The following is a 25,283-nucleotide window of genomic DNA, read 5'->3' as shown; positions in this document are numbered from 1 at the left end:
GCATCCTTTAAAAACAACCGGTAGATGTATCAGTCAAGGCATACGACTTTGGTCGCATGCACGACGCGGCTCAGAGCGCACCGATGTCCTTCAGCTTGGCCAGAACCTGCTCGTTCGGTTCGCCGGTGACCGGCAGGCGGTAGTGCTTTTCGAAGTGGCGGATCGCGGTGCGGGTCTTCTCGCCGATCAGCCCGTCCACGGCGATATCCGTATAGGCGATGTTGCTGAGGCCCTTCTGGATCTTCATCACCAGATCGCTCGGCGCAGGCCGTGCGACGGCGGAGGTCACGGCCGGATCGGCTTCGGCCTCGGCCCGCATGATGGCCGCCGCGACCGGGTCCTCCTCGACTTCCGCCTGCGTCTGCGTCCTGGCGGGTTTGCTCTCGATGACCTTGGCCACCTCGTCGAAGGGCCGCTCGGCCGGGGTCACGTCGGTGACCTCGGGCAAGGGCTGGCCCTCCTCGGCGCGCTCGATGACGAAGGTCGTCACGTCCAGCGGCTCCGGCTGCGTGGCGGTGAAGCCGAGGGAATTGTCGGCCGAGCGCATCTTGAGGAACGGCGCCGGGTGCCCGCCCGGCTGATACCACAGCGCGTTGGCGGCAACGAAGGAGAAGACCACGACGAAGGCGCAGGTGCCGCCGACCACGGTCGGGTGGCGCGCGGCAAGGCCGCCGAGCGCCACGAGCCCGGTGATGACGATATTCGGCCGGCGCGGCTCCACGCGTGTGCCGGACCGGCCCTTGCGGGCCTGGCCCTGGGGCCGCCGCTCAGGCTGTCTTCTGACGTGCGCGTTCATCGTTCGTGTCCTTGCCATCTCGCGACGGCTCGTAAACCGTCTCGATTACAGCCGCAAGGCGCGGCGGAAATTCGACGGTGGATGCAGTTCCGGTGCGCGGCTCGCCATCCGGCGCGACGCCCGAGCCGTCCGCCGGCACGCGTACGGTGATGACCGTGCCCTCGCCCGGCCGGCTCTGGATGACGAAGCTGCCGCCATGCAGCGCCACGAGACCCTTGACCAGCGACAGGCCGAGGCCGGTGCCTTCGTATTTGCGGGTATATTCGTTCTGCACCTGCATGAAGGGCTGGCCGATCAGCGCCAGCTTGTCGGCGGGAATGCCAATGCCGGTATCGCTGACGGTCAGGACGAGGTCCCTGCCCTCGCGTGCTGCATCGATGGTGACGATGCCGCCGCGGTCGGTGAACTTGATCGCGTTGCCGACGAGGTTGATGAGCACCTGCTGGATCGCCCGCTGGTCGGCGATGGCCTCGCCGATGGCGCGCGGCACCCGGCTCGTCAGCTTGATGCCCTTCTCGCGCGCCTGGAGGCCGAGCATCTGCTCGCAGGCCCGGACGCTGTCGGCGACGAGGAAGGGCTCGGTCAGGAGCTCGTAGCGGCCCGCCTCGATCTTCGAGACGTCGAGCATCGTGTTGACGACCGACAGGAGATGCGAGCCCGACTGATGGATCAGCGTGACGTACTCGCGCTGCCGGTCGTTCTGCAGCTTGCCGAAATATTCGCCGGCGAGGATGTCGGAAAAGCCGAGGATGGCGTTCAGCGGCGTACGCAGCTCGTGGCTGACGGCCGCAAGGAACCGCGTCTTGGCATCGTTGGCCGATTCGGCCTCGGCGGCCTTGCGGGCGCTCTCGCCGCGAAGCTTCGCCTCGTCGGAAATGTCGCGCGACTGGGCGACGACGGCGGCAAGCGCGCCGTCCGCGCCGGCAAGCGCCGTCATTTCCACGCGCATATGGGTGAACTGCTCGGCATCGGCCTCGATGCGCGCGCGGTCGATGCGCACGTCCACCGTTTCGCGCGTGCCGCCCTGGCGCAGACGGTCGATCGCCGCGAGGAAGCCGATCCGGTCGGAGACATGGATCTGGTCGAGATAGCCGCGGCCGGCAGGGTCGCGCATCCAGGCGAGCATGTCGGCGCGGTCGCGGCCATGCACCGCCGTGACAAAGCCACGCGCATCGTGCAGCGTCACGAGGCCGGCGAAGAGATCATAAGGAGAGGCGGCCGGCGGCGCGGCGGCGGCCAGCTCCTCGGCGAAGGTTTTCTGCAGTGCCGGCTTTTCCTTGAAGGTCGAGGCGGCCGCGGCCGTCAGCAGCGCGCCGGCACCGGCCAGCGCCACACCGGCGGGCAGCGCGGCGGAGGCGGGCATGACGGCGGAGAGGGCAAGCGGCAGGCCGGGAACGGCCGCCAGCAGCGCCAGCGTGGTGGCGCGCAGCGACGCGGACGGACGCTGACCGGCAGCAGGTGCGCCAGCAACGCCAGCAACGGCGCCCAGGCGGGCTGCCATTCTGTCAGCGATGGTGGTCAATTGGCGCAACGCAAAACCCTGCCGTTTATGTTCTTTTGGTGAGCCCAAAATCGCATCGGCGACTTAAGGAAAGAATAAACGACGGGGCCGGAAAGCGGGGCAAAAAGGCCCAAAAGTCCCATTTCGGGGCAATCCAACGGCCATTCGTCCGGCGTGGTTAACGGGGCGTAAGCGCCTCATTTTGCGGCATTTTTCTGTTCATATTAACTTCTGGGGCAAAGGGCGGGAAAGGCCCCTCCCGGCATTCCGGCGCCTTGCTGCCGCGCTGCCCGCCACGATCCTTAACGGCGATCGCTAAAATCTGCCTCAAATGCGTTTAAAGTGCCGGGAAAGGCGAGATAGATCGCATTTTAATCAAAACTGGGCAAAACCCGAATGATTCTTTCAAAGGGGAATTTCCTTCCCGCCCCTATTCTCGCATCAACGGTTCGCCAAGGACCAAACAAGCCGAAGGCCGCAAAGAGCCGAGGCGATAACGAGGATGGCAAGCGATGTGGTTTCTGATCAAGGGAACGTTCTGGTTCTCAATGGTTCTCGTCCTGCTCCCCTTCCTGGACGCGGAATCCTCCGCCAAGCTGGAAAAGGGCCCGACGGTCGAGATCGGCGACACGTTCACTGCCGCCAGCGAAGCGCTGCATTATGTAACGGCGATGTGCCTCGAAAAGCCGGACGTCTGCGAAAAGGGCGCCGAGACCTTCGTCGCCCTCGGCCACCGGGCCCGTGAAGGCGCCCGCATCGCCTATCAGTTCCTCGATACCCAGTTCGCCGAAGAAGGCACCGCCGTCGCCAAGGCCGATCCGGCCGCCGAAGAAGCGCTCGACCAGCCGCTTCCGGCCGTTGCCACGATCGATGCCGACGACGAGGTCATCACCGGCACCGTTGCCATCCCGACCCGCCGCCCCGACCACAAGGGCTGATACCGCCACCCATTTCCCGCATGTCCGGAACAGGCCGTCTTTTCCCGCCCGGACCTCGCGTGACCGTTTTTCTGCCTGCCTCACTCGTTGCCCTGCAACCGCCGTATGGACCCGTTCCCTACGGCGTTTCTTTTTGTCCGCACGCTTTCCGGTTCAAATTCCGGGCCGGCTCGCCTATATGAAGGCAGTCCCCGCATACGGAAGAACCATGGCCACGCTGCAAGAGATCATCGACGACTTCGCCTTCCTCGAGGAGTGGGAGGACCGCTACCGCTATGTGATCGAGCTGGGCAAGGCGCTGCCGGACCTGCCGGAGGAACAGCGCACCGCCGCCAACAAGGTGCAGGGCTGCGCCAGCCAGGTCTGGCTCGTCAGCAAGGCCGATGCGGGCGCCGATCCTATGATGACCTTCGAAGGCGATTCGGACGCCCACATCGTGCGCGGCCTCGTCGCCATCGTGCTTGCCATCTATTCCGGCAAGCGCGCCTCCGAGATCGCCGCGCTCGATGCGATCGACACCTTCAACGCCATCGGCCTCGTCGAGCACCTTTCCTCCCAGCGCGCCAACGGTCTGCGCTCGATGGTGCGGCGCATACGGGAAGAAGCCGCCGTACGGGTGGCGGCCTAGGGCATTTCCGGCTCACAGGAAAAGCTTTGGATTCTTGTTTTTACCGCATTATCCGACGCCGAAGCGATTTCGCTTCGGCTGGAAATGCTCTAGGCACCGCGCGGCGCGCCAACACGCCGCGGCGTACGGCTCCTCATCCCGGCAGTTCCGGCCGATAGCCTTGCGCACCCCAGGCATGCGACCGCCGCCCGGCCGGGACCGGCGGGGCATAGTGGCGGGCGAGCGCCATCAGGGCGGCGCGCAGCATGAGTTTGGCGGAGCGGGCGGGCCATTGCCGCTCGCGCTCCACGGTCTCCAGTCCCTTCATGAAGCAGCAGACATCGAGCGCGACGCCGGACAGCTCCGGGCCGATCGCCGCAATGGCGTGCGCGACCCGCAGGCGCGCGGCAAGCGCGGTATCGGTGAGCGCGCGCGCCGTGCCCGCCTCGCCTTTCTGGCGGCCCGCGATGCGCGGCTCCCACGCCATGGTCAACCGCGGCTGCAGGCCGCCGCGGGTGAAATCCGCATGCAGCCTTTCCCCGGCGGCAAAGGCCGTCTCCGGCAGGAAGGCCTCGCCCGTCTTCTCCTTCAGCCGTGTCAGGCTCGCAAGCGGCGATTCCAGCCGGTTGGCGCGCGCCCGCTCCCGCATCCCGTCACGCACCACCGTCACCTCGGTCATGTCGCGGTGCTGTTCGGCAAAGGGCGTTCCGGCCGTGCAGAGCCGGCGCCTGAGATAGGCGCGCGCCTCCCCCGCCGCAAAGGCACGGTCGCCCTCGCGCCGCACCAGCCCGCGGCGCACCGCCTCGGCCAGAAGCGTCGGGGCAAGCCGCTGCCGGCGCCCGTCGGCGGCAAGCGCTTCGTCCTCCGTCACCTTTGCCCCATCGGCCACCAGCAGAAAGCGCAGGAGCCTTGCAAGCGCGGCATCGTCCACCACCGCCCCCTCACCCATGGCTGCCGATCCCCGCCGGGCCGAAGACCGACTGCACGACGCGCTCGACCGCCGAGACGAAGGCATCGAAGGTGGCATTGTCGCGGCGGTCTTCCACCACATTGCAGGCATGGCCGACCGTCGTCCGGTCGCGCCCGAAGGCGGCGCCGATATCGGCCTGGGGCAGCCGCAGCACGACGTGGCAGACATACATGGCGATCTGGCGCACATGGCAGGCGGAGCGCCGGCTGTCCCGCCGCCAGAGCGCCCGGTCGCCCGCCATGGCCATCATTTCCAGGACGAGCTGGCGCACGATGCGGCAGGCGATACCGGCCGGCACGACCGGTGCTGGCGCGTCGGGCACGACGCATTTGATCTCCGGCGCAGGACCGGATGCGGTCTTGAGGGATGCCCGCCGGTGGGGAACGATGAACTGGTGCATGACTGGCCACTCCGTTTATAGGAATTTATTCATACACCCTAGAGGATGACCGGGGATGAATGAAGCACAATCGCGCAACCACTCATTGAATTTCTTTGCAAATTTATGCCTGATGTCCCCACCTAGGCATTTTTTCCTTCACATCTGGTTCCGATGCGTAGCCAGACAGGCCATAAACGCAGAAGGCCGGCCCCTTTCGGGACCGGCCTTCGATTCGCATGGATGGATGCGAGACTTACTTGCCCTTGCGGCGCTGGCCGAGGCCCATTTCCTTGGCGAGGCGCGAACGGGCCTCGGCATAGGCGGGCGCGACCATCGGGTAATCTGCCGGCAGGTCCCACTTCTCGCGGTACTCTTCCGGGGTCATGCCGTAATGGGTCATCAGGTGGCGCTTCAGCGACTTGAACTTCTGGCCGTCCTCCAGGCAGATGATGTAGTCGTTCTGCACGGACTTCTTCACCGGAACCGGCGGCTTCGGCTTTTCGGCGACAACGGGCACTTCCACGGCGGCAGCGGGCTGCGTCGTGTTGTTGAGTGCGGCATGCACGTCGGCGATCAGACCCGGCAGTTCTGCAACCGGAACGACATGGTTGCCGACATAGGCAGCGACGATATCGGCAGTCAGTTCCACAAGCAGATTGGAGCCGGCGCCAAGGGTTGTTTCGGTCATTTCTTTCTCCTGTCGGACAACACGAAGGTCGATGGCCCTATCCACCGGCCTGGACAATGAATTCGGCGTAAAGCGTCTTTGTCGGGCGATCCTGTGGCAGAATAATGCTCGCCGGCGGAAATGCAGACATTTCTGTCGATATAACTTCCACTACAGCGGTCGCCGCGTCACATGCCGGCTCTTTCCGAGACATATACCCCGCGGGCATAAATACGGTCCGAACTCAACTTAAACAGGAAAACCGCACGCAAGCTAAATCAACCCGAATGCTTTACTTCACTTGGAATATCATTCCGCAATTCGTTGTCCAGTATTATTTTAGAGAAATAACATTGGAATCTTTGAGGTGAAATAGAAACCACTAAAAATTGGTGGATAGTACAATTTCTCAGGGTTTGCTTCTCAACCCTTTATCAACGCTTCTTGTTGCCGCGTTCGCGCGCATCGCGCATCTCGTCGAGCACCGCATGGCGCGAGAAGCGATATCCCGCCTCGTGCGCCGCCCTGGCGATGAGGTGGGCGGCGATCGGCGCGGTCAGCACGAAGAAGATGAAGCCGGCGAGCGCGCGCGTGAAGATCGCCGCGTCGAGGGAATGGATGCCGGCGGCAAAGAGCATCAGGCCGGAGCCCACCGTGCCCGCCTTCGAGGCGGCGTGCATGCGGGTATAAACATCCGGCAGGCGCACGATGCCGAGGGCCGCCAGGAAGGTGAAGATGCCGCCGGCGACCAGCATGACGGCGACGACGATGGAAAGAACGAGATCCAGCATCAGCGCCGCCTCCTTGCCCTGGTTGCCTTGCCCTGCCGTACGCCCTTGCGGGCGGGGCTCTCGCCGCCCGCCGCCGGTTCGTCCGCCTCCATGCCCTGGCGCAGCACGAAGCGCGCGAAGGCCACGGTGGCAAGAAACCCGACGAGGCCAAGCGCGATGGCGATGTCGATATAGAGGTTGAAGCCGGTCTTGATGGCGAGGACGGCGATGAAGCCGATGGCGATGGCCACCAGCATGTCGAGCGCGACGATGCGGTCCGGCAATGTCGGTCCCTTGACGACCCGGTAGGCCGTCAGGAAGAAGGCCGCGCACATCAGGAAGAGCGCGATGGTCGCGGCGGCGGAGATGACGGTTTCGGCGCCCATCAGCGGAAGGCCTCCAGGATCTTCTTCTCAAAACCATCGGCGATGTCCCGCCGGGTGCCGACGGGATCGGAGCAGTCGAGCGCGTGCACATAGAGCACCTTGCGGTCGGCGGAAACGTCGACGGAAAGCGTGCCCGGCGTCAGCGTGATGAGGTTGGCAAGCAGCGTGATCTCGAAATCCCGGTCGACTGTCAGCGGAAAGGCGAAGATGCCGGGTTTCAACGCCATTTTCGGGCTCGCCACCAGCACCGCCACCTTCCAGGCGGAGAGCGCCAGCTCCTTGATGAACAGGAGGACGAGCGACAGCAGCTTGAGCGGCCGGATGCGCCGTCCGTCCGGCTGGATATGATCGCGGATCAGCGCGAGCGACAGCGCACCGGCGACAAGGCCGAGCAGGAGATTGGGAAGGGTGAAGCTGCCGGAGACGGCGAGCCATAACAGCGCCAGGAGGGCGATGGTGAAGGCGGGCCGCATGTCAGTTCCCCCCCGGAAAGACCGAGCCGATATAGGCCCGCGGATCGGCCAGCCCCTGCGCGGCCAGCTGGATGGTGGAGAGCAGCGCCTCGGGAAAGAGGCCGAAGACCACCGTCAGCGCGGTGAGCGCGGCAAGCGGCAGCAGCGCGCTTGCCGGAATGGCCTCATCCGCCAGCGCGCCGCCCGCCGGCCGCCAGTAGGCCAGAAGGAAGACGCGGCCGACTGCGATGGTCGTCAGGAAACCGGTGAGGAAGACCACCGCCGCCAGCCACCAGGCGCCGATATCCATCGCCGCCTTCGCCACCATGACCTTCGGCCAGAAGCCGGAGAACGGCGGCAGGCCGGACACCGCGAAGAACAGCACCAGCGACAGGGCGGCAAACAGCGCCGAGCGCGTGTAGAGCCCGCCGAGACGGGCGAGATCGAACGAGCCGGCAAGCCGCCCGGCAAGGCCCGCAGCCATGTAGAGCGCCGTCATCACGACCATGGAGTGCAGCGCATAGAAGATCGCCCCGCCCGTGCCGCCGGGGCTGCCGAGCGACAGGCCGGCCAGCATGACGCCGATGCCCGAGATGACGAGATAGCCGAGCAGCCGGCGGATGTCGCTCTGCCCGAGCGCGCCGAGCGCCCCGAGGATCATGGTGGCGGCGCCCGCCAGCGCGATGACGAAGCTCAGTTCCTCCCGCTCGACGGGAAAGAGCATGATCAGCGTGCGCAGCAGCGCATAGATGCCGACCTTGGTGAGCAGGCCGGCGAACAGCGCCGACACCACGACGCGCGGCGTGTGGTAGGAGGCCGGCAGCCAGAAATTCACCGGAAAGGCCGCGGCCTTCATGCCGAAGGCCGTGAGATAGAGCATGGCGAGCGTCATCAGCGGCAGCTCGGCGCGGCCCGCCGCCGCCTTCGTGGCAATGTCGGCCATGTTGAGCGTGCCGAAGATACCATAGAGATAGCCCGTGGTGACGAGGAACAGCGTCGTCGCGATGAGGTTCAGGAAGGCGTATTTGATCGCGCCGTCGATCTGCCGCGGCTCCGAGCCGAGCGTGAGGAGACCGAAGGACGAGATCAGCAGCACCTCGAACCAGACATAGAGGTTGAAGATGTCGCCGGTCAGAAACGCGCCGGAAACGCCGGCCATCAGCAGGAGCAGGAAGGGATAGAAGCCGTAGCGCAGGCCGCTGCCGTCGATATCGCCGAGTGCGTGCACGGCGCCCGCAAGCGCCACGACGGCGCCCACGAGGGCAAAGAGCACGCCCGTCAGGTCCGCCGTGAACGCGATGCCGAACGGCGGCAGCCAACGGCCCATCACCATCGTCACGGGGCCGTTCGCCAGGACATGGCCGAGCAGCAGCGCATCGAGCAGCACCAGCACGGCCAGTGCGGGAACGGCAAGGAAGCCCTGCAGGTGCAGCGACTTGCGGGCCATCAGCAGCACCGCGCCGGCCAGAATGCACCAGACGGGCGGCAGGACGACCAGCCAGTCGAGGGTTGCGACCGGGGTCATGACGAGGGCTGCGGAGAGATCGGTAGGCGTAGCGGCCATTGGCGGGGCGGTTCCTGTCAGTAGCCGGTCGGCGGGAGGGGATCGTTCTCCGGCTCCGCCAGGCGCATCTCGTTACCGTTGTCGGTGCCGAGGTCCTGGTAGGCGCGGTAGACGAGCACCAGCAGGAAGGCGAAGAAGGAAAAGGAAATGACGATCGCCGTCAGGATGAGGGCCTGCGGCAGCGGATTGGCGGTGAGCGTCTGCGGCACGTCGTGGCCGGCGGGGATAATCGGCGGCACCTCGCGCAGAATGCGGCCATTGGTGAAGAGCAGCAGGTTCACCGCATTGCCGAGCAACACGACGCCGAGCAGCACGCGCACCAGGAACTTCGACAGCATCAGATAGACGGCGGCGGCGAAGAACAGGCCGATGAGGAAGACGAAGGGCACTTCCATCAGACGTCCTCCGTCTCGAGCGCCAGCGCGATGGAGGTGATTGCCCCCACCACCACGAGATAGACGCCGGTATCGAACAGCATGACGCTGGAGAGCGGGATCTCGACGCCGAGGATGACGGGATAGACCCAGAGCCCGGTCATGAAGGGCACGGCAAAGAAGATCGACATAAGGCCGGCGACCGCCGCGATGAAGAGGCCGAAGGCCGAGATCGCCATCGGGTGGAACCACAGGGCCTTGCGCACGGCGGCAATGCCGTTGGCGATGCCGAAGATCGCAAGCGCGGAGACCGCGATCAGCCCGCCCGTGAAGCCGCCGCCAGGTTCGTTGTGGCCGCGCAGCAAGACGAAGATCGAGAACAGCACCATCAGCGCGGTGAGGAACGGCGCGACGGTGCGGAAGATGAGCGTGTTCATGCCTTGCCTCCCGCCTTGCCACCCTTGCGGATGCGGATGATCGACAGGATCGCCAGGCCCGTCACCATGACGACGGCGATCTCGCCCAGCGTGTCCGTGCCGCGGAAATCGACGATGATGACGTTCACCACATTGGCACCGTGGGCGATCGTCTTGGAATAGAGGTTGAAGAAATCGGTGAGCGCCGTGTCGAAGCGGCCCTGCGTGACCTTGAGGAGATAGAGCGAGAAGCCGAGCCCGCAGGCGATGGCGATCACGGCATCCGGGATCTTCTCCCTCAGCGGCCGGTGGTCGCGCGGTGTCAGCTTCAATCGTGTCATGACAAGGGCGAGGATGACGACCGACAGCGTCTCGATCATGAACTGCACGAAGGCGAGATCCGGCGCGCCGAAGAGCAGGAAGAGCATGGCGACGCAAAAGCCCTGGATGCCGAGCGCGACGATGGCCGTCAGGCGATTGCTCGCCGTCAAGACGGCGCAGAGGCCGACGACGGCGAGCACCATGACCGCCAGTTCGTGGAACGGCATGTCGGCCGGCCAGACCGGCAGGCGCGGCCATTCACCATAGACCGCCGGCGGCACGAGCAGCGCGAGCGCGATCACGGCGAAGGTCGCCGTCATGTAGATTTCCATGCGGCCGGGCTGGACGAGCCGGGTGACCGTCGTGGCGGCGCGCACGAGGCCGGTCATCGCCTGGTCGAAGCCGCGGTCCGGTCCCCAGCCGATGTCCTCGACCAGCCGGTTCGCCATCGCGCGCGCCTTGTCGAGGAAGAGGAAGACGGCAATGCCGAAGGCAACGGTGACGGCGGACAGCGCCAGTGCGAGGCTGAGATGCGGCACGGCCGAGATGGTGACCGTCTCCTGCTTTCCGGCAATGGCGGAGGCAAGCGGCGAGGTCAGCACGGCATGGGTGATCGCGGAGAAGACGCCGACGACCAGCCCCATGACGGCGAGCAGCATGGGACCGATCCAAAGGAGGGCCGGTCCTTCATGCGCATGTTTCGGCGTCTCGACCGGCGCGCCGAGGAACGGCTTCAGCGCCACGGCGAAGGCGACGGCGAACATCAGGCCGTTGCCGATGATGGCCGCGGCGGTGAAGGCGATCTGGCGCAGGTTGCCGCCGGCGAGCGCCACATAGATCTCTTCCTTGGCAAGGAAACCGAAGAAGGGCGGCAGGCCGGCCATGGAGAGCGCGGCAAGCAGCGCGGCGAGGAAAGTGACGGGCATCGCCCGCTTGAGCCCGCCCAGTTTCGTGATGTCGCGCGTGCCCGTCTCGTGGTCGACGAGCCCGGCGACCATGAAGAGCGCGCCCTTGAAGAGCGAATGGGCGACGAGATAAAGCGCAGCGGCGGCCACCGCATGGTCCGAGCCGAAGCCGGTCAGCATCACGAGAAGGCCAAGCGAGGCGACCGTCGTATAGGCCAGCATCAGCTTGAGATCCGTCTGGCGGATGGCGAGCACCGCGCCGACGAGCAGCGTCAGCCCGCCGAAGGCCGGCAGGATCGTCTCCCAGGCGACCGTGTCGCCCATCACGGGATTGAGCCGCATCAGGAGATAGACGCCGGCCTTCACCATGGTCGCGGAATGCAGATAGGCCGAGACGGGCGTCGGCGCTTCCATGGCGTTCGGCAGCCAGAAATGGAACGGGAACTGCGCCGACTTGGTGAATGCGCCGCCGAGAATGAGGAAAAGCAGCGGCAGGTAGAACGGGCTCGTCCGCACCTCCGCGCCGAAGGACATCAGCAGCGACAGCTGCGTGACCTCCGTGACGTTCCACAGGAGCAGCAGTCCCGCCAGAAGGAAAAGCCCGCCCCCGCCGGTGACGACCAGCGCCTGCAGCGCGGCGCGGCGCGAGGCTTCCCGCGCATGGTCGAAGCCGATCAGGAGGAAGGAGGTGATCGAGGTCAGCTCCCAGAAGACGAAGAGCATCAGGAAGCTGTCGGAGGCGACGAGGCCGAGCATCGCACCCATGAACATCAGGATGAAGGAGAAGAATCGCCCCTGATGCGGATGTCCCTTCAGGTAACCGCCCGCATAGAGCACGATCAGCGTGCCGATGCCGGAAATCAGCAGCAGGAAGGCGAGCGACAGGCCGTCGATCAGCCAGGAGAAGCTGACATTGTAGGACGGCACCCAGGCATAGCCGCCCGTGACGATCTCGCCGCGCGACACTTCCGCGTTGAAGCCGAGAAAATGGAGGAAGACGGCGGCCGGCACCAGCGCCAGGGGCCAGGCGGCATGGTGTCCGAGAAGCCGCGTGAGCGCCGGCGCGATGAGCGCGCCGAGAAACGGCAGACAGAAGGCGAGGAAGGTCAAGCCCATCGTGTCTGGAATCATTCCGTCTCCCTCATCCGCGGGCTCCACCCGTCTTGCCGTGTTTTTCAGATCGCCGGTTCTACGTCGGTATGACGAAAATCACCACCCTTGAACGGCAAACCTGCGACGTTTTACCCACCTTCAGGCGGATCAGGCGTATGCAAGGCAAGGCTCGGGAAGTAAGTCCGGTATCGCCCGGCGTCCCGTGTGATCAAGGTCAGGCCGGCAACCGCGGCATGGGCGCCGATGAAGAAGTCCGGCAGCACGCTCACGCGGTTGCCGCCGGTCCGGCGATAGGCCTGGAAGGCCTTTCCCGCAAGGAAAAGGGCCTGCCGCGGCATGGGCAAGGGCTCCAGCTCCGCCAGCGCGACCATCGCATCGAGATCGGCAATATCCCGGTAGCGCACGGAAAGCTCGGCATAGACGACATCGTTGATCGCGAGGGGACCAAGCAATGCGGCGGCCTCAAGCTCGGCCTGCGACCACGCAGCCCAGACCGGATCTTCCGTCACGAGGTCGAGCAGGACATTCGTGTCGACCAGGAACATGCTCAATCGTCGCCGCGCGTCAGTGCCATGATCTCGTCCGTCGTCATTCCCTGACCGGCCTGGCCGCGCAGGCGCGCAAACCGGCTTTTCGGCCGGGCATCGTCCAGGGGCACGACGACGATGCTGCCATCCCCGACCCGGCGGAACTCGACCCGGCTGCCGGGGCCGATGCCAAGGAAGTCCCGCACGGCCTTCGGGATCGTCACCTGCCCCTTGCTCGTCACCGTCGTGCTCATGAACCCTCGGTAATACCGTCGTGAAAGTGCGTATTACTTTACGCCGCAAACGCTGTGTTTGCCAGCCCTCCATCAGGATACCGCCAAAGATTGTCTTGCCGCCCCCGGCACCCTATCTATGGCTCCGACAGGAGGACGCGATGAGCGACACGAAGACACTGAAGGTCAACAAGACGAAGGACGAGTGGCGGGAGATCCTGACGCCGGAACAGTTCCGCATCACGCGCGAACACGGCACGGAGCGTGCCTTTTCCAGCCCCGATTTCGACCTTTCCAAGAAAGGCACCTATCACTGCATCTGCTGCGACAGGCCACTCTACCGCTCGGAGGCGAAGTTCAATTCCGGCACCGGCTGGCCGAGCTTCTACCAGCCGATCGAGCCCGGCGCCGTGGCGGACCATTCCGACTATTCCTACGGCATGACGCGCACGGAAATCCGGTGTTCGGACTGCGACGCGCATCTCGGCCACGTCTTCCCGGACGGTCCGCCGCCGACGGGCCTGCGCTTCTGCATGAACGGCGTGGCCCTCAGCTTCGATCCGGACTGAGGCACATGGAAAGGCGGCCGCGGGCCGGGCCTACCGCTTGGGAACCTTGAGTTCCATGCAGGTCAGGTCCAGCCAGCGGCCGAACTTGATGCCGACCTCGCTGAACCGGCCGACCACGCGGAAGCCGAGCTTTTCGTGCAGCTTGATCGAGGCGGCATTCTCCGCCTCGATGCCGGCGATCATCACATGGATGCCGTTGAAACTCGCCCGGTCGATCAGCGCCTTGAGCAGGCGCTTGCCCGTGCCGGTGCCGCGGGAATCGCCGCGCACATAGACGGAATGCTCGACCGTGTGGCGATAACCGTCGAAGGCCCGCCAGTCGCCATAGGAGGCGTAACCGATCACCTGCTTGCCCCGCATGGCGACGAGCACCGGGAACCCGCGCTCGCGGCGAGCGGAGAACCAGGCCTTGCGGTTTTCGAGGTCAACGGTGGCCTCGTTCCAGATCGCCGTCGTGTTGGCGACGGCATCGTTGTAGATGTCCATGATGCCGGGAAGATCCGCCTCCACGGCGTCGCGTATCGTGATGTCCATGGTTCCCCCCGGTTTTGCCTCCTGCCATACAGGAGGAGCGGGAAAGCTGTCCAGCCTGCTTTGTGGCGCGGCGCCGCAAACTTGACGCGCGAAGGATGCTGTAACAGTTTAAAAGCGCTGCACAATTCCTTGAAACGGAATCGCTTCGCGGATTTCAGCAGCGCTTGAAGGGTGAAGAAACGCCCGCCTTTGTCCGTTCCCCAGGGGACGCCATCAACGAGTAGCCCATCGTGCAACGTTTTCTCTTCCTTCTTTTCTTCACCCTCCCCGCCGCCGCCTTCGCCCAGGGCTGGGAGCCCTATGCCAACGCCCGCTTCGGTTTTGCGGTGGACGTCCCGCCCGGCTTCACGCTCGTGCAGGAGGCCGACAATGGCGACGGGCGGACCTATGCCAATGGCGAGGCCAAGCTCTCCGTCTGGGCGAACCATCTGGTGATCGGGTCGTTCGCGGACGAGGTCGCCAGCCGGCGCATGGCCTATCTGCGGGAGGGCTGGGATCTCAGCTACGAACGGCAGGCGGCCGGCTGGGCAAGCCTTTCCGGCACGCTTGTCGATTCCATCCTCTATCACCGCATCATCGCGCTGTGCGACGAGGCGGCCGCCTCCTTCGTGCTGGAATATCCGCAATCGATGAAGGCGGAGATGTCGCCGCTCATCGGCAAGCTGGTGAAATCGCTGCGGCCGGCCGAGGGCTGCACGAGCGCACAGGGCACCGCCCCGCCGGCGCAATAGCGGCGAAACACGCCGTCAGACACCCGAAACGACGCTGGTCAGCACTGCCGAATAATGCACGGCGGCAGCGGCGACGACGAAGCCGTGCCAGATGGCGTTCTGGAAGCGCAGCTTCTCCCAGACATGGAAGATGACACCCACCGAATAGAGCACGCCGCCGGCGACGATGAGCGTCAGCGTGGCGGTGGGAAGGTGTGTCGTCAGCGGCCCGGCGGCAAGCACACCGCTCCAGCCCATGGCGAGATAGATGAGGATCGCCAGCCGGTCGTAGCGGCCGGGCAGGAGGAATTTCAGCGCCACGCCCGCCGCCGCCATCAGCCAGATACCGACGAGCATGCCGGCGAGCAGCGGCTCGTCGATGCCGCGCTGCAGGAAGGGCGTATAGGTGGCGGCGATCAGCACGAAGATCGCGGCATGGTCGAAGCGGCGCAGATGCCATTTGACCGTCGAGACCGGCCAGAGATTGTAGGCGAAGGAGGTGGCGAGCGCAGCGACGAGCCCGACGCCGTAAACCCAGGCGGCCGCCAGTTGCCCGCTCGTCGCCCAGACGGTGGCATAGAAGATCAGCGCCGTCACGCCGATCAGCGCGAGCACGACGCCGACACCATGCACGATGCCGTCGGCGATCACCTCGCCCCGATCATAGTTCCATTTAACGCCCTTGATCTCCGTCACGGCCGATCCTGCCTTGTCTGTGAAGACAAGGTGGCGCGTTTGGAAGCCAGGGGCAAGAGTGTGGCCGGATCACAAAAGTTTGCCGCGTGAGACGAATGCTCGACCCAAACCCGAGACCCCTACCGCGGCAGGCGCTATTGCTGCGCGATGCACTCCTCGCAGAGCGCGGCATGGGGCACGGCGGCGAGGCGGGCTGCGGAGATCGGCGCGCCGCACTTGGCACACAGTCCGAAGGTGCCGGCGGCGATGCGGTCGAGCGCGGCGTCGATGGCGCCCAGTTCCTTGAGACCGGTCGTGCCGAATTCCTCCAGCACCTCGTCGTTCTCCCGCTCGATGGCGCGGTCGGCGCTGTCGCCGCTCTTTAGCGTGTCGAGATCCTTCTCGATCCTGTTCAGGCGGCTGTAGAGCTCGCGCTTGCGGGCCTCCAGAATGTCCTTGTACTGCGCCAGGTCCGTCACGGTACCGATCTCCTTTCATCTGCGATCATGCACCGAAAATGGCATCGCGCCTGAGAAACGACATTGATCGGAATCAAGTTCCCGAACCGGTACCGTCAACGCTGCATTGACAGTAAATCGCCGAAACACCACCTTTCGTGAACGCCGCCGCTCCGCCATATTCCCCCACGACAGAACGGTTTCCAGGGGAAACCGAAACAGGGATAGAACCATGACGGACCTCGACAGACGGACATTCCTCGGCGCCGCCGCCGCGGGCATCGCCGCCACCAGGGCCGGCCCCAGCCGCGCGGAGACCGCCCCGATGAACGATACGAACAGCCACGCCATCGACATGCCTGCCTTCGTCGATCATTCGCACCTGACGGTGATCGACCTGCCGATGCTCTCGGCCTTCTACCAGAAGGTGATGGGGCTTTCGGTGCTGGACACATCGGCTTCTGGCGAAACGCTCGGCGTTGCCGGCCGGCCGCTCCTGACGCTGACGACGGGCAGCAATGCCGCGCGCGCGCCGCGCAATGCGCCGGGCCTCTTCCACACCGCCTTCCTGGTGCCCAACCGCCGGGAACTCGGCCGCTGGCTCGCCCATGCGGCGCACAACAACGTGCCGCTCACCGGCGCTTCCGACCATCTCGTCAGCGAGGCGATCTATCTCGACGATCCGGAAGGCAACGGCATCGAGATCTATCGCGACCGCGACCGCACCGAATGGACCTATGTGCCCGACGGCAAGGTCAAGATGGCGACGAACCGGCTCGACCTGCAGGCTCTTTATGACGAAGCGCCGAAGGACGGCTGGAAGGGCCAGGAAAACGGCACGGCGATCGGCCACATCCATCTCCAGGTCTCCGACATCCCGGAGGCGGACGCCTTCTTCCGCGATGTGCTCGGCCTCGACATCATGGCGAGCTATCCCGGCGCCAGCTTCTTCGCGACGGGCAAGTACCACCACCATGTCGCCGCCAATGTGTGGAACTCCCGTGGCCAGCCGAAGCGCCAGACGGGCATGACGGGCCTTTCCGACTACACGATCCGCTTCAACGATCCGGCGAAGCTGGAAACGGCACTGAAAAAGCTGGATGAATTGTCGATCGCGACGACGCGCGAGGGCGACACAGTCTCGCTCGACGATCCCTGGGGCATTGGCCTCAAGCTCTCGGCCTGAGCCGACGCGCGCCAAGGTGGAGGGTTGGAGCATCCACCCTCTGCCCTGCTGGGCAGAGGGTGGTATCGGGCGTCGCTATAAGACGCCCCACGGCCTCAATCGTAGAGATAATGCGCGGCCCAGTCCTCGTGCGGCACCACGTCGCCGATGCGGTACTTGAAGGCATTGACCTCCAGCCGGTCGGCGCTCGCCTCGCATTTGTAGGACAGGCGATACCATTCGCCGCCGCTGCGGAAGACGGCGCCCTTCGTCTTGATCGTGGTACCGTCGAGCTTGGGATCGCCGAAGGCATAGGCGATCACCTTGTCCGGGCGAAAGCCGCCCTTGTCGCCGCTGATCTTGTCCATCGCCTCGATGTCGCAGCGCTGCTCCAGCCGCTCTTCCGGCGTCAGCTTCTGAAGCTGGCTGCGCACGCGGGCATCGATCGCCAGCGCGGGGGATGAACAGAGCGGCGCGAGCGCCAGAGTGCAAAGGGCGATAAAAAGCCCGCCTGCCTGCCGTTTCAACTGTCGGCCTCCTCTTCGTGGCGTCATTACCGACACCTTAATTCGGGGTTAACGGGCAATATGTCGATTTCGCGGCGCTGGCAACCCACCGCAGGTTTCAGGCCACAAGCGGCGGAACTTCCGCACGCTTCGCGCGTTTTTGGCGCCAAAGAAGGGCTATGCCATGCACGACATTTCGGGAAAACCGGCGGAACGGCGGCTCTTGCGGGGCAGCCTCGACATGGAAAAGGACCTTTCGCAGGACGCGCCACGCCGCTACGGGCTGGACATCGCCGCGGCCTGGGCCGCCATCGGCATCTTCGTCATCATGGCCATGGCCGTCGTCTATCTCATGGCGCCGATCCTCATTCCGCTGTCGCTGGCGGTCGTCACCGGCCTGATCTTCGGCGTGGCCGCGGAAAAGCTGACCGATCTCGGCATTCCGCCGCTCCCGACCGCGCTGCTGCTGGCCGGCGCCTTCGGGGTGGGCGTCTTCTTCATCGCCGGCATGCTTGCCGATCCGATCACGCAGCTTGCCGCAAACGCCCCCGATCTGGTGCGCGGGGCCTATGACCGCATCACACCGCTGTTCTCCCGCCTCGGCTGGCTGAACATCAGCCCGCAGACCTTCGAGAGCGGCCAGATGTCGATGGAAAAGGTGCTGGAAAACACCGGCAGCATCCTCGGCATCCTCTCGGCCAGCCTCACCCCCGCCCTCCTGCAGGGCATGATCTTCTTCGCCGCGCTGGTGCTTTTCCTCTCGGCCCGGCTGAAACTGCGCCAGATGCTGATCATGGCCTTCCCGCGGCGCGGCCAGCGGCTTGCCGCCATCCGCGTAATGAACGCCATCGACAGCGCGCTCGGCTATTATTTCGCCACCGCCGCGCTGGTCTACGGCGCGCTCGGCGTCGTCACCGCGCTCATCACCTGGGGCGGCGGGCTCGCCATGCCCGTGCTCTGGGGGCTCTTCGCCTTCCTCTCCTCCTTCGTGCCCTTCCTCGGCGTGACGCTGATGACCATCGCGCTCGCCACCGCCGGCCTCCTCACCCACGAGACGCTGATGATGGGCCTCCTGCCGGCGCTCGCCTTCTTCGTCGTGCACCTTGCCATGGAAAACCTCATCATGCCGGCCGTGATGGGCAAGCGGCTGGAGGTCAACGCTTTCATCATCTTCACCGCCATCATCTTCTGGACCTGGATGTGGGGCGCGGCCGGCGCCATGCTGGCGCTGCCTCTGTCCATCATCGGCATGACCATCGCCGACGAGCTGCGCCCCGCCAAGCGCAAGGCCCGGCGCAGCCTGCCCGGCTGACAAACCGTCGCACCGTCACAGTCCCGCTTGCCAATAAACATTATACATTATATGAAAGTGTATATTGTTGAAAGCAACGGCTGGAAGGACGTGCCCCTTGAGCGTGACGACACCGCCCGGCGGCAAGGCGACAATGCCGCCGCAGGCCATGGAGGCGCGGGCGGCCGAGGTCGCCGGCCTCCTGAAGACGCTCGCCCATCCGGCCCGGCTGATGCTGGTCTGCACCCTCGCCGAGGGCGAGTTCTCCGTCGGCGACCTCGAACGCCGGCTCGGCATCCACCAGCCGACGCTCTCCCAACAGCTCAACGTCCTGCGTGAGGCCGGCATCGTCGAGACCCGCCGGGAAGGCAAGCAGATCTTCTACCGCCTCACCGCCGAAAAGGCCGCAAGGCTCGTCGGCGCGCTCTACACGATCTTCTGTACGGACGAGGACAATCCATGATCGACTACCTCCCCTCCCTTCTCGGCGGCATGCTGATCGGCCTTGCCGCCGCGCTGCTGCTCGCCCTCAACGGCCGGGTCGCCGGCATCAGCGGCATCCTCGGCCGGCTCACCCAGGGGAGCAACGTCGCGGTCAACACCGCCTTCGTCGCCGGCCTCCTCCTCGGCCCCATCCTCTATCGCGGCTTTGCCGGCGGCTGGCCGGCCGTTACCATCGCCGCCCCGTTGCCGCTCATCGCCGCGGCGGGCCTCCTTGTCGGCTTCGGCACGCGCATGGGCTCCGGCTGCACCAGCGGTCATGGCGTCGTCGGCCTTGCCCGGCTTTCGCCACGCTCCTTCGCCGCCGTCGCCAGCTTCCTCGTTGCCGGTGTTTTCGCCGTCGCGATCCTGCGGAGTTTCGGCCTGTGACCCGCCCCGTCCCGCAAATCCTGTCGGCGCTCGCCTGCGGCGCGCTCTTCGGCCTCGGCCTTGCCCTGTCCGGCATGCTGGACCCGGCGCGCGTGCAGGGCTTCCTCGACCTTGCTGGCGACTGGGATCCGAGCCTTGCCTTCGTGCTCGGCGGCGCCGTCGCCGTCATGGCGCTCGGCCTCGCCCTCATCCGTCGCCTGCCGCGCCCGGCCTTCTCGGACGGCTTCCACCTGCCCGATACCCGCCCCGTCGATCGGAGGCTCATCCTCGGCTCGGCGCTGTTCGGCCTCGGCTGGGGGCTCGGCGGCTTCTGCCCCGGCCCGGCGCTGGCCGCCCTTTCGCTCGGCCGGCCCGAACCCCTCCTCTTCGTCGCCTGCATGGTGGCCGGCATGGTGTTGCACGACCGGCTTTTCGCCCGTCGGGCGGGCTGAACGCTTGATGCAGGCCGCAGGGCTCTCTATCTCTCTGATCCCGCCTACCGATTTGCCGGAGTGAAATCTTGCCCGTCTTCAAAAATCTGCCCGCCGCCCCCGTCGCCGCCAAGAAGCCGGTCTCCGATACCCGCCACGGCATCACCCGCACCGACGACTACGCCTGGTTCCGCGACGAGAACTGGCAGGCGATGTTCAAGGATCCCTCGATTCTCCAGCCGGAGATCCGCACGCATCTGGAGGCGGAGAACGCCTATATGACGGCCGCGATGGCCGACACCGAGGCGCTGCAGAAGACCCTGTTTGCCGAGATGCGCGGCCGCATCAAGGAGGACGACAGCTCGGTGCCCGTCAAGGACGGTCCCTTCGCCTATGGCACCGCCTATGTCACCGGCGGCGAGCAGCCGCGTTACTTCCGCGAACCGCGCGACGGCGGCGAACGCACCATCCTGCTCGACGGTGACAAGGAGGCGGCAGGCAAGCAGTACTTCCGCCTTGCCGGCATCGGCCATTCCACCGACCACTCGCTCGGCATCTGGGGCTATGACGACAAGGGCTCGGAATACTTCACGCTAAAGGTGCGCGACCTTGCGACCGGCGAGGACCGCGGCGACGACCTCGTCAATACCGGCGGCGACGGCGTCTGGGCGCCGGATGCGAAGAGCTTCTTCTACACCGCGCTCGACGAGAACCACCGTCCGTCGAAAATCTTCCACCACATCCTCGGGGAGCGGCAGGAAAACGACCGCCTCGTCTATGAGGAGAAGGATGCCGGCTTCTTCATGTCGGTCGGCGGCTCGCTGATCGACGACTTCATCTATATCGACATCCACGACCACGAGACGAGCGAATACCGCCTGCTCTCCACCAAGGACCTACTTGCGACCCCGGTCCTCGTCGCTCCGCGCCAAGTGGGCCTTGAATATTCGATGACGGAAGGCGGCGACGTCTTCTACATCCTTACCAATGCCGACGGCGCCAAGGACTTCAAGATCTGCCAAACGCCGGTGACGGCGCCGGGCCGCGAGAACTGGACGGAGGTCGTGCCGCATCGCCCGGGCACGCTGATCCTCAACCACATGGCCTTTGCCCGCCACCTCGTCTGGCTGGAGCGCCATGAAGGCCTGCCGCGCATCGTCGTGCGCGACCGGGAAAGCGGCGAGGAACACGCCATCGCCTTCGCGGAAGAAGCCTATTCGCTCGGCCTTTCGGGCGCGGCGGAATACGACACCGACGTCATCCGCTTCTCCTATTCCTCGATGACGACGCCCTCGCAGCTCTTCGACTACAACATGGCGACGCGCGAGCGCACGCTTCTGAAGACGCAGGAAGTGCCCTCCGGCCACACGATCGACGACTATGTCACCCGCCGCGTCTTCGCCCCCGCCTGGGATGGCGAGACGGTGCCGGTCACCCTGCTCTACCGCAAGGACACGCCCCTCGACGGTTCTGCGCCCTGCCTGCTCTACGGCTACGGCGCCTACGGCATCACCATCCCGGCGTCCTTCAACACCAATTGCCTGTCGCTGGTCGATCGTGGCTTCGTCTACGCCATCGCCCATATCCGCGGCGGCAAGGACAAGGGTTTCGTTTGGTACGAAAACGGCAAGATGGACAAGAAGACCAACACCTTCAAGGACTTCGTCGCCGCAGCCGACTATCTGAATCAGGAGAAGTTCACGTCCTACGCGAACATCGTCGCCGAGGGTGGCTCGGCCGGCGGCATGCTGATGGGCGCGATCGCCAACATGGCGCCGGAAAAGTTCGGCGGCATCATCGCCGCCGTGCCCTTCGTCGACGTGCTCAACACCATGCTGGACGACACCTTGCCGCTCACCCCGCCGGAATGGCCCGAATGGGGCAACCCGATCGAGAGCAAGGACTTCTACCAGTTGATGGCCAGCTACTCGCCCTACGACAACGTGGAGGCCAAGGCCTACCCTGCCATCCTCGCGCTCTCCGGCCTCACCGACCCGCGCGTCACCTATTGGGAGCCGACCAAATGGGTCGCCCGGCTGCGCGAAAGGACCACCGGCGGCGAACCGATCCTCCTCAAGACCAACATGGGCGCCGGCCACGGCGGCGCCTCGGGCCGCTTCCAGCGCCTGGAGGAAATCGCCTTCGAATATGCCTTCGCGATCAAGGTGGCGGGGAAGATGTGACGGCGACCCGCAGGCGGAGGTTTAGCCCCTCATCCCGCTGCCGCGACCTTCTCCCCGCAGGCGGGGAGAAGGAAGCAAGCCGTGAGGCTTTCCTGCATTCGACCATCTCCTCCTGGTGGGAAACCAGTGCAGCAAATCCCTTCTCCCCGCTTGTGGGGATAAGGGGCCGGCAGGCGGATGAGAGGCAGCCACTGCGGCGCCCTACCGGAACGCCGCCACACATGCCTTGAGGTCGTCCAGCATCGCGCTCGAGCCTTTCAGGCTCGTCCGCACCTCGCCGATACGGATGGTGTTCCCCCGCTTCAGTGCGTCGATCACCCCGCCGTCGCGACCGAGGTCGTAGGCGATCTCCTGGCCGCCATAGGCCTTGCCCTTGACGTCGTAGCCAGCACCGTCGTCGATCCAGTATGTCGCGTGGTTCGTGTAGTCGTCGCGGTAGTCGTAGGCCGTGTCCTGGAAGCCGAAGGTGACATGGCCGTCGTCGTACCAACGGAAGGCGGCGTGGCGGCCGCCCTCGCCGCTGCGGGTGGCGCGGCAGTTCAGGAAGCGGCGGTCGCCGGAGAAATCCGCGGCGATCTCCCAACCGCCGACCGTGCGCGCGGCGCGGTAGGGATCGGCGTCCTTGCCGTAGCCGTCGTCGTGGCCGGCGGCAGCGGTTTCGCCATAGGCATCCGTCTTCTTCTCTTGGCTGGCCTCCGCGGCATAGCCGTCCGTCTTCGTGTCGTGGCCGGCCGTGTCGCTTGACGCGTGCTGCTCGTCCGGGAAATCGCGCAGCGCGGCGCGGTACTTGTCGTAGAGCCCGAGGCGGCGCACGTCGACGAAGTCGAACTCGTAGTCCTCCAGCGCGCGCACGCTGTTGTCGCGGAAACGCACGAGGCCGCGCACGCGCAGGCACCCGTCGCCGCAATCCACCTCGTCGACATACTCGCGGGCATTGTCATCAGGCGTCTTGAGGGCGACGCCGAGGCTGTGGCGGCGCTCCTCGTTGATCGCGCGGAACATCAGGGACTGCGCGTAACCACGGCGGTCCTCGTCGAAATAGTCGTAGATCGCGCGCTCCTCGCTGGGGCTGAGATCGTCCCGGCTCGCGACATAGATGCGCCGCTCGGGAATGCTGGCCGCGGTGATGACGTTGCGCAGCCGCTCATGCGAATAGACCGTGGTGAAGTAGGAGAGATAGTCGCAGCCTTCCGGCGGATACCAGAAGCGGACGTCGATCAGCACCAGCTGGCCGTCCTTGTAGACATCGGAAAGACGACGATCCTGCGCATAGTCGCCGAAGGTGATGCGCCCGCAGGGATCGCCCCGGTCGTTGGATACCGTGAGATAGGGCATCTCGTCGCTCACCTCGCGGTCGCCGGAAAAGCGCCGGGCGAGAAGGTCGATCTTGCGCTTGGCCACAGAAGCGAAGATGCCCTCGGGATAGCGGCCGAGATAGCGGTCATAGGCCTCGCGGTTGTCGGCGAGCGCGGCGAATTCGTAGAAGGCGATCTCGGCCTCGTCGACCTTGTCGTCCTTCGGGCTCAGGGCGAACTTTCCGTAGTCTGCATCGCTCTGCCAGGTCTCCTGCTTGCCCTTGCTGCGCTCCTTGACGATCTCGCCGGTCTTGCGGAAGGCATCCTCCAGCACGATGCCGGGAATGCTGATTGCATCGACGAAGGCCGAAGCGAAGGCGCTGATCGGCGTTCCCTCGTAGTCATAGGCGGTGCCGGGCGTGGCGGCATAGGCATAGTGCACGCCCGCGGCGTCCTTCGGCTCGGCGAGCCCTTCCGGGATGTCGCGCAGCGTCAGGAACGGGTTTTCGTGTGCGGCGTCGAACAGCACGACCTTCAGGCCCTTGCCGAGCCCGCGCAGCGTCTTCGTGATTTCCGAGACGGGCAGCGAACGGTTGCGCAGGCCCGTGACGGTGCGGCCGGAGGCATCGACCGGCAGCAGGAAATTGTCGCCGTCGATCTGCACCGCGTAGCCGGAAAAATAGACGAAGAGCACCGGGTCCTCAGCCTTCTCCGCCAGCCGCGTGAAGTTGTTGAGCGCCGAAAGCATGCCGAGATGGTCGGCATCGGTGACACGCGTCACGTCGAACTCCACCCGCTCCAGCGCCTCGCCGACGAGGTCGATGTCGTTCAGCGGATTTTCCAGCGGCTCGGCATCCTCGTATTCGGCATTGCCAATGAGGAGCGCGTAGCGTTCGGCGGCAAAGGCCGCAGGCGCGACGAGAAGAACAAGACAGGCGGCAAGCGCCGCGACCCACCGATGGACATTCCGCTGCACGATACCCTCCCCGAGGCATGATCGCGGTCCGCCGGCACGCCGGCAACCGGACATTCGCTCACCCAATGCATGCTTGAAAAGGGGACGGACGGCGCCGCCCGCTTATTCAGAAGGTCATGAAATTCCACACGGCGGCACGGCGCGGCGTCAGGAGCCGGTGCAGGCGGCCGCCAGCTTGTCGATCGCCGCCTTCGAGCCCGTCAGCGGAAGGGCGAGCGGCTTGAATGCCGTTTCGGGATAGGCGACGGTGAGCGCCTTGCCCGCCTTCAGCCGATCGACCAGCGGGCCCGCGAGCGGGACCTCGCTGACCATCGCGCCGTCCATCGCCTCGTAATGCGCCGGCCGGTCGAATGCTTCGCCGTCGACGGAAAGACGCAGCGGGCTGGAAAAATCCCCGCCGTCGCCCGGCGGAAAATCCAGCGCCGCAGCGGGAAGGAACCGCAGGTTCAACTGACCTTCCGGGCCGCATTTCAGGAAGAGGTTGCTTTCCGTCGTCCCGGCGCCGACACAGACTGCGGCCAGCATGACAGGCCCCTCCTCCTCCTCGGAGACGGCGGCGCTCCAGGCGCCGCAGGTTTGCGCGAAGGCGATGGACGGGAATAGCAAAAAGACCGCGAGCGCACGCATCTGGCAGGACCCCGACATGTTGAACCGGCATGGCTTGTCACCGAACGCTAGCACCGCGCCTGAGGGACGGCAAGCGAGCCTCCTTGCACCGG

General features: G+C 65.5%; 30 protein-coding genes. 10 read left to right on the top strand and 20 right to left on the bottom strand.

Annotated features, from left to right (window positions below; all coding sequences use genetic code 11):
- Nucleotides 1-70 precede the first annotated feature (70 nt).
- Together P9A16_RS09355 and P9A16_RS09350 are read right to left on the bottom strand one after the other, a co-directional pair.
- Nucleotides 71-796, bottom strand: coding sequence for a peptidoglycan-binding domain-containing protein (locus P9A16_RS09355; RefSeq protein ID WP_023515332.1), 726 nt, complete (start codon nucleotides 794-796; stop codon nucleotides 71-73).
- Nucleotides 768-2,297, bottom strand: coding sequence for a sensor histidine kinase (locus P9A16_RS09350; RefSeq protein ID WP_023515333.1), 1,530 nt, complete (start codon nucleotides 2,295-2,297; stop codon nucleotides 768-770). Before P9A16_RS09350 ends, P9A16_RS09355 begins: the two co-directional genes overlap by 29 nt.
- A gap of 512 nt (nucleotides 2,298-2,809) precedes the next feature.
- On the opposite strand from P9A16_RS09350, the gene P9A16_RS09345 reads away from it, so the two are divergent.
- Both P9A16_RS09345 and P9A16_RS09340 read left to right on the top strand, forming a co-directional pair.
- Nucleotides 2,810-3,235 (top strand): DUF5330 domain-containing protein, encoded by a 426-nt coding sequence (locus P9A16_RS09345; protein ID WP_024270257.1) that lies wholly within the window; start codon nucleotides 2,810-2,812, stop codon nucleotides 3,233-3,235.
- A 208-nt stretch (nucleotides 3,236-3,443) separates the two neighbouring features.
- Nucleotides 3,444-3,863: a SufE family protein gene (locus P9A16_RS09340; RefSeq protein ID WP_023516683.1), complete on the top strand. Its 420-nt coding sequence runs from the start codon at nucleotides 3,444-3,446 to the stop codon at nucleotides 3,861-3,863.
- A 133-nt stretch (nucleotides 3,864-3,996) separates the two neighbouring features.
- Here P9A16_RS09340 and P9A16_RS09335 read toward each other — a convergent pair whose 3' ends face one another.
- From P9A16_RS09335 to P9A16_RS09280, 12 genes are all read right to left on the bottom strand, one after another.
- Entirely contained in the window at nucleotides 3,997-4,791 is a 795-nt protein-coding gene (locus tag P9A16_RS09335; protein ID WP_024270258.1) for a DUF6456 domain-containing protein, read from the bottom strand.
- Nucleotides 4,784-5,212, bottom strand: a complete 429-nt coding sequence (locus tag P9A16_RS09330; protein WP_024270259.1) for a helix-turn-helix domain-containing protein — start codon at nucleotides 5,210-5,212, stop codon at nucleotides 4,784-4,786. Before P9A16_RS09330 ends, P9A16_RS09335 begins: the two co-directional genes overlap by 8 nt.
- 235 nt (nucleotides 5,213-5,447) lie before the next feature.
- Entirely contained in the window at nucleotides 5,448-5,882 is a 435-nt protein-coding gene (locus P9A16_RS09325; RefSeq protein ID WP_024270260.1) for a MucR family transcriptional regulator, read from the bottom strand.
- 413 nt (nucleotides 5,883-6,295) lie between these two features.
- The gene (gene mnhG / locus P9A16_RS09320) at nucleotides 6,296-6,652 is read right to left on the bottom strand and encodes a monovalent cation/H(+) antiporter subunit G (RefSeq protein ID WP_023516530.1); all 357 of its coding nucleotides are present in this window, start codon (nucleotides 6,650-6,652) and stop codon (nucleotides 6,296-6,298) included.
- Entirely contained in the window at nucleotides 6,652-7,017 is a 366-nt protein-coding gene (locus P9A16_RS09315) for a cation:proton antiporter (RefSeq protein ID WP_023516529.1), read from the bottom strand. Before P9A16_RS09315 ends, mnhG begins: the two co-directional genes overlap by 1 nt.
- Nucleotides 7,017-7,490: a Na+/H+ antiporter subunit E gene (locus tag P9A16_RS09310; protein ID WP_023516528.1), complete on the bottom strand. Its 474-nt coding sequence runs from the start codon at nucleotides 7,488-7,490 to the stop codon at nucleotides 7,017-7,019. The genes P9A16_RS09315 and P9A16_RS09310 overlap by 1 nt, the downstream gene beginning before the upstream one ends.
- 1 nt (nucleotide 7,491) lies before the next feature.
- Nucleotides 7,492-9,033, bottom strand: coding sequence for a Na+/H+ antiporter subunit D (locus tag P9A16_RS09305; protein WP_023516527.1), 1,542 nt, complete (start codon nucleotides 9,031-9,033; stop codon nucleotides 7,492-7,494).
- Between the two features lie 17 nt (nucleotides 9,034-9,050).
- Nucleotides 9,051-9,428 (bottom strand): Na+/H+ antiporter subunit C, encoded by a 378-nt coding sequence (locus P9A16_RS09300; protein WP_023516526.1) that lies wholly within the window; start codon nucleotides 9,426-9,428, stop codon nucleotides 9,051-9,053.
- Nucleotides 9,428-9,844 (bottom strand): Na(+)/H(+) antiporter subunit B, encoded by a 417-nt coding sequence (locus tag P9A16_RS09295; protein WP_023516525.1) that lies wholly within the window; start codon nucleotides 9,842-9,844, stop codon nucleotides 9,428-9,430. The genes P9A16_RS09300 and P9A16_RS09295 overlap by 1 nt, the downstream gene beginning before the upstream one ends.
- Nucleotides 9,841-12,180: a putative monovalent cation/H+ antiporter subunit A gene (locus P9A16_RS09290; protein ID WP_024270261.1), complete on the bottom strand. Its 2,340-nt coding sequence runs from the start codon at nucleotides 12,178-12,180 to the stop codon at nucleotides 9,841-9,843. The genes P9A16_RS09295 and P9A16_RS09290 overlap by 4 nt, the downstream gene beginning before the upstream one ends.
- 110 nt (nucleotides 12,181-12,290) lie before the next feature.
- Nucleotides 12,291-12,707, bottom strand: coding sequence for a type II toxin-antitoxin system VapC family toxin (locus P9A16_RS09285; RefSeq protein WP_023512955.1), 417 nt, complete (start codon nucleotides 12,705-12,707; stop codon nucleotides 12,291-12,293).
- A 2-nt stretch (nucleotides 12,708-12,709) separates the two neighbouring features.
- Nucleotides 12,710-12,943 (bottom strand): AbrB/MazE/SpoVT family DNA-binding domain-containing protein, encoded by a 234-nt coding sequence (locus P9A16_RS09280; RefSeq protein ID WP_023512956.1) that lies wholly within the window; start codon nucleotides 12,941-12,943, stop codon nucleotides 12,710-12,712.
- A 140-nt stretch (nucleotides 12,944-13,083) separates the two neighbouring features.
- Between P9A16_RS09280 and msrB the strand changes: the two genes are divergently transcribed.
- Complete coding sequence (gene msrB / locus P9A16_RS09275) at nucleotides 13,084-13,491, top strand: peptide-methionine (R)-S-oxide reductase MsrB (RefSeq protein WP_023512957.1); 408 nt, start codon at nucleotides 13,084-13,086, stop codon at nucleotides 13,489-13,491.
- 30 nt (nucleotides 13,492-13,521) lie between these two features.
- Here msrB and P9A16_RS09270 read toward each other — a convergent pair whose 3' ends face one another.
- A complete protein-coding gene (locus P9A16_RS09270) occupies nucleotides 13,522-14,025 on the bottom strand; it encodes a GNAT family N-acetyltransferase (protein ID WP_023512958.1) in 504 nt (167 codons plus the stop codon).
- Between the two features lie 230 nt (nucleotides 14,026-14,255).
- Between P9A16_RS09270 and P9A16_RS09265 the strand changes: the two genes are divergently transcribed.
- Nucleotides 14,256-14,756, top strand: a complete 501-nt coding sequence (locus tag P9A16_RS09265; RefSeq protein ID WP_050743535.1) for a hypothetical protein — start codon at nucleotides 14,256-14,258, stop codon at nucleotides 14,754-14,756.
- Nucleotides 14,757-14,771: 15 nt separating this feature from the next.
- Here P9A16_RS09265 and trhA read toward each other — a convergent pair whose 3' ends face one another.
- Together trhA and P9A16_RS09255 are read right to left on the bottom strand one after the other, a co-directional pair.
- Nucleotides 14,772-15,431: a PAQR family membrane homeostasis protein TrhA gene (trhA, locus tag P9A16_RS09260; RefSeq protein WP_024270262.1), complete on the bottom strand. Its 660-nt coding sequence runs from the start codon at nucleotides 15,429-15,431 to the stop codon at nucleotides 14,772-14,774.
- Between the two features lie 134 nt (nucleotides 15,432-15,565).
- The gene (locus P9A16_RS09255) at nucleotides 15,566-15,889 is read right to left on the bottom strand and encodes a TraR/DksA family transcriptional regulator (RefSeq protein ID WP_023516332.1); all 324 of its coding nucleotides are present in this window, start codon (nucleotides 15,887-15,889) and stop codon (nucleotides 15,566-15,568) included.
- A gap of 304 nt (nucleotides 15,890-16,193) precedes the next feature.
- Here P9A16_RS09255 and P9A16_RS09250 point away from each other — a divergent pair, with 304 nt between their 5' ends.
- On the top strand, nucleotides 16,194-17,054 hold the full coding sequence (locus P9A16_RS09250; RefSeq protein WP_278025693.1) for a VOC family protein: 861 nt from the start codon (nucleotides 16,194-16,196) through the stop codon (nucleotides 17,052-17,054).
- A gap of 95 nt (nucleotides 17,055-17,149) precedes the next feature.
- Here P9A16_RS09250 and P9A16_RS09245 read toward each other — a convergent pair whose 3' ends face one another.
- Complete coding sequence (locus P9A16_RS09245) at nucleotides 17,150-17,560, bottom strand: DUF930 domain-containing protein (RefSeq protein ID WP_023516334.1); 411 nt, start codon at nucleotides 17,558-17,560, stop codon at nucleotides 17,150-17,152.
- 163 nt (nucleotides 17,561-17,723) lie between these two features.
- On the opposite strand from P9A16_RS09245, the gene P9A16_RS09240 reads away from it, so the two are divergent.
- The 5 genes from P9A16_RS09240 (at nucleotide 17,724) to P9A16_RS09220 (ending at nucleotide 22,293) form a co-directional block, all read left to right on the top strand.
- A complete protein-coding gene (locus P9A16_RS09240; protein WP_023516335.1) occupies nucleotides 17,724-18,851 on the top strand; it encodes an AI-2E family transporter in 1,128 nt (375 codons plus the stop codon).
- Between the two features lie 133 nt (nucleotides 18,852-18,984).
- Nucleotides 18,985-19,293 carry a sulfite-sensing transcriptional repressor BigR gene (bigR, locus tag P9A16_RS09235; RefSeq protein WP_051758608.1) on the top strand — a complete coding sequence of 103 codons (309 nt, stop codon included), beginning with the start codon at nucleotides 18,985-18,987 and terminating at the stop codon, nucleotides 19,291-19,293.
- A complete protein-coding gene (locus P9A16_RS09230) occupies nucleotides 19,290-19,700 on the top strand; it encodes a YeeE/YedE family protein (RefSeq protein ID WP_024270263.1) in 411 nt (136 codons plus the stop codon). Before bigR ends, P9A16_RS09230 begins: the two co-directional genes overlap by 4 nt.
- Nucleotides 19,697-20,131 (top strand): DUF6691 family protein, encoded by a 435-nt coding sequence (locus P9A16_RS09225; RefSeq protein ID WP_024270264.1) that lies wholly within the window; start codon nucleotides 19,697-19,699, stop codon nucleotides 20,129-20,131. Before P9A16_RS09230 ends, P9A16_RS09225 begins: the two co-directional genes overlap by 4 nt.
- A 68-nt stretch (nucleotides 20,132-20,199) precedes the next feature.
- Complete coding sequence (locus P9A16_RS09220) at nucleotides 20,200-22,293, top strand: S9 family peptidase (RefSeq protein ID WP_023516331.1); 2,094 nt, start codon at nucleotides 20,200-20,202, stop codon at nucleotides 22,291-22,293.
- A 201-nt stretch (nucleotides 22,294-22,494) separates the two neighbouring features.
- Here the strand turns inward: P9A16_RS09220 and P9A16_RS09215 are convergent, their stop codons facing one another.
- Complete coding sequence (locus P9A16_RS09215; protein ID WP_023516330.1) at nucleotides 22,495-24,564, bottom strand: caspase family protein; 2,070 nt, start codon at nucleotides 24,562-24,564, stop codon at nucleotides 22,495-22,497.
- A gap of 147 nt (nucleotides 24,565-24,711) precedes the next feature.
- Nucleotides 24,712-25,191: a hypothetical protein gene (locus P9A16_RS09210; protein ID WP_037406075.1), complete on the bottom strand. Its 480-nt coding sequence runs from the start codon at nucleotides 25,189-25,191 to the stop codon at nucleotides 24,712-24,714.
- Nucleotides 25,192-25,283: the final 92 nt, after the last annotated feature.

Source organism: Shinella sp. 838 (genome assembly GCF_029623935.1).
GTDB lineage: Bacteria > Pseudomonadota > Alphaproteobacteria > Rhizobiales > Rhizobiaceae > Shinella.
Note: the sequence above shows the minus strand (reverse complement) of the source record. Positions and strands in the feature narration are given on the sequence as shown.

Excerpts from the sequence above, each read along its gene's own strand:
- P9A16_RS09355 (WP_023515332.1), bottom strand. The coding sequence starts at position 796 with ATGAACGCGCACGTCAGAAGACAGCCTGAGCGGCGGCCCCAGGGCCAG.
- mnhG (WP_023516530.1), bottom strand. The coding sequence starts at position 6,652 with ATGCTGGATCTCGTTCTTTCCATCGTCGTCGCCGTCATGCTGGTCGCC.
- msrB (WP_023512957.1), top strand. The coding sequence starts at position 13,084 with ATGAGCGACACGAAGACACTGAAGGTCAACAAGACGAAGGACGAGTGG.
- P9A16_RS09315 (WP_023516529.1), bottom strand. The coding sequence starts at position 7,017 with ATGGGCGCCGAAACCGTCATCTCCGCCGCCGCGACCATCGCGCTCTTC.
- P9A16_RS09340 (WP_023516683.1), top strand. The coding sequence starts at position 3,444 with ATGGCCACGCTGCAAGAGATCATCGACGACTTCGCCTTCCTCGAGGAG.
- P9A16_RS09280 (WP_023512956.1), bottom strand. The coding sequence starts at position 12,943 with ATGAGCACGACGGTGACGAGCAAGGGGCAGGTGACGATCCCGAAGGCC.
- bigR (WP_051758608.1), top strand. The coding sequence starts at position 18,985 with ATGCCGCCGCAGGCCATGGAGGCGCGGGCGGCCGAGGTCGCCGGCCTC.
- P9A16_RS09335 (WP_024270258.1), bottom strand. The coding sequence starts at position 4,791 with ATGGGTGAGGGGGCGGTGGTGGACGATGCCGCGCTTGCAAGGCTCCTG.
- P9A16_RS09285 (WP_023512955.1), bottom strand. The coding sequence starts at position 12,707 with ATGTTCCTGGTCGACACGAATGTCCTGCTCGACCTCGTGACGGAAGAT.
- P9A16_RS09270 (WP_023512958.1), bottom strand. The coding sequence starts at position 14,025 with ATGGACATCACGATACGCGACGCCGTGGAGGCGGATCTTCCCGGCATC.
- P9A16_RS09325 (WP_024270260.1), bottom strand. The coding sequence starts at position 5,882 with ATGACCGAAACAACCCTTGGCGCCGGCTCCAATCTGCTTGTGGAACTG.
- P9A16_RS09300 (WP_023516526.1), bottom strand. The coding sequence starts at position 9,428 with ATGGAAGTGCCCTTCGTCTTCCTCATCGGCCTGTTCTTCGCCGCCGCC.
- P9A16_RS09240 (WP_023516335.1), top strand. The coding sequence starts at position 17,724 with ATGCACGACATTTCGGGAAAACCGGCGGAACGGCGGCTCTTGCGGGGC.
- P9A16_RS09250 (WP_278025693.1), top strand. The coding sequence starts at position 16,194 with ATGAACGATACGAACAGCCACGCCATCGACATGCCTGCCTTCGTCGAT.
- P9A16_RS09230 (WP_024270263.1), top strand. The coding sequence starts at position 19,290 with ATGATCGACTACCTCCCCTCCCTTCTCGGCGGCATGCTGATCGGCCTT.
- P9A16_RS09345 (WP_024270257.1), top strand. The coding sequence starts at position 2,810 with ATGTGGTTTCTGATCAAGGGAACGTTCTGGTTCTCAATGGTTCTCGTC.
- P9A16_RS09350 (WP_023515333.1), bottom strand. The coding sequence starts at position 2,297 with ATGGCAGCCCGCCTGGGCGCCGTTGCTGGCGTTGCTGGCGCACCTGCT.
- P9A16_RS09330 (WP_024270259.1), bottom strand. The coding sequence starts at position 5,212 with ATGCACCAGTTCATCGTTCCCCACCGGCGGGCATCCCTCAAGACCGCA.
- P9A16_RS09305 (WP_023516527.1), bottom strand. The coding sequence starts at position 9,033 with ATGGCCGCTACGCCTACCGATCTCTCCGCAGCCCTCGTCATGACCCCG.
- P9A16_RS09290 (WP_024270261.1), bottom strand. The coding sequence starts at position 12,180 with ATGATTCCAGACACGATGGGCTTGACCTTCCTCGCCTTCTGTCTGCCG.
- P9A16_RS09210 (WP_037406075.1), bottom strand. The coding sequence starts at position 25,191 with ATGCGTGCGCTCGCGGTCTTTTTGCTATTCCCGTCCATCGCCTTCGCG.
- P9A16_RS09295 (WP_023516525.1), bottom strand. The coding sequence starts at position 9,844 with ATGAACACGCTCATCTTCCGCACCGTCGCGCCGTTCCTCACCGCGCTG.
- P9A16_RS09310 (WP_023516528.1), bottom strand. The coding sequence starts at position 7,490 with ATGCGGCCCGCCTTCACCATCGCCCTCCTGGCGCTGTTATGGCTCGCC.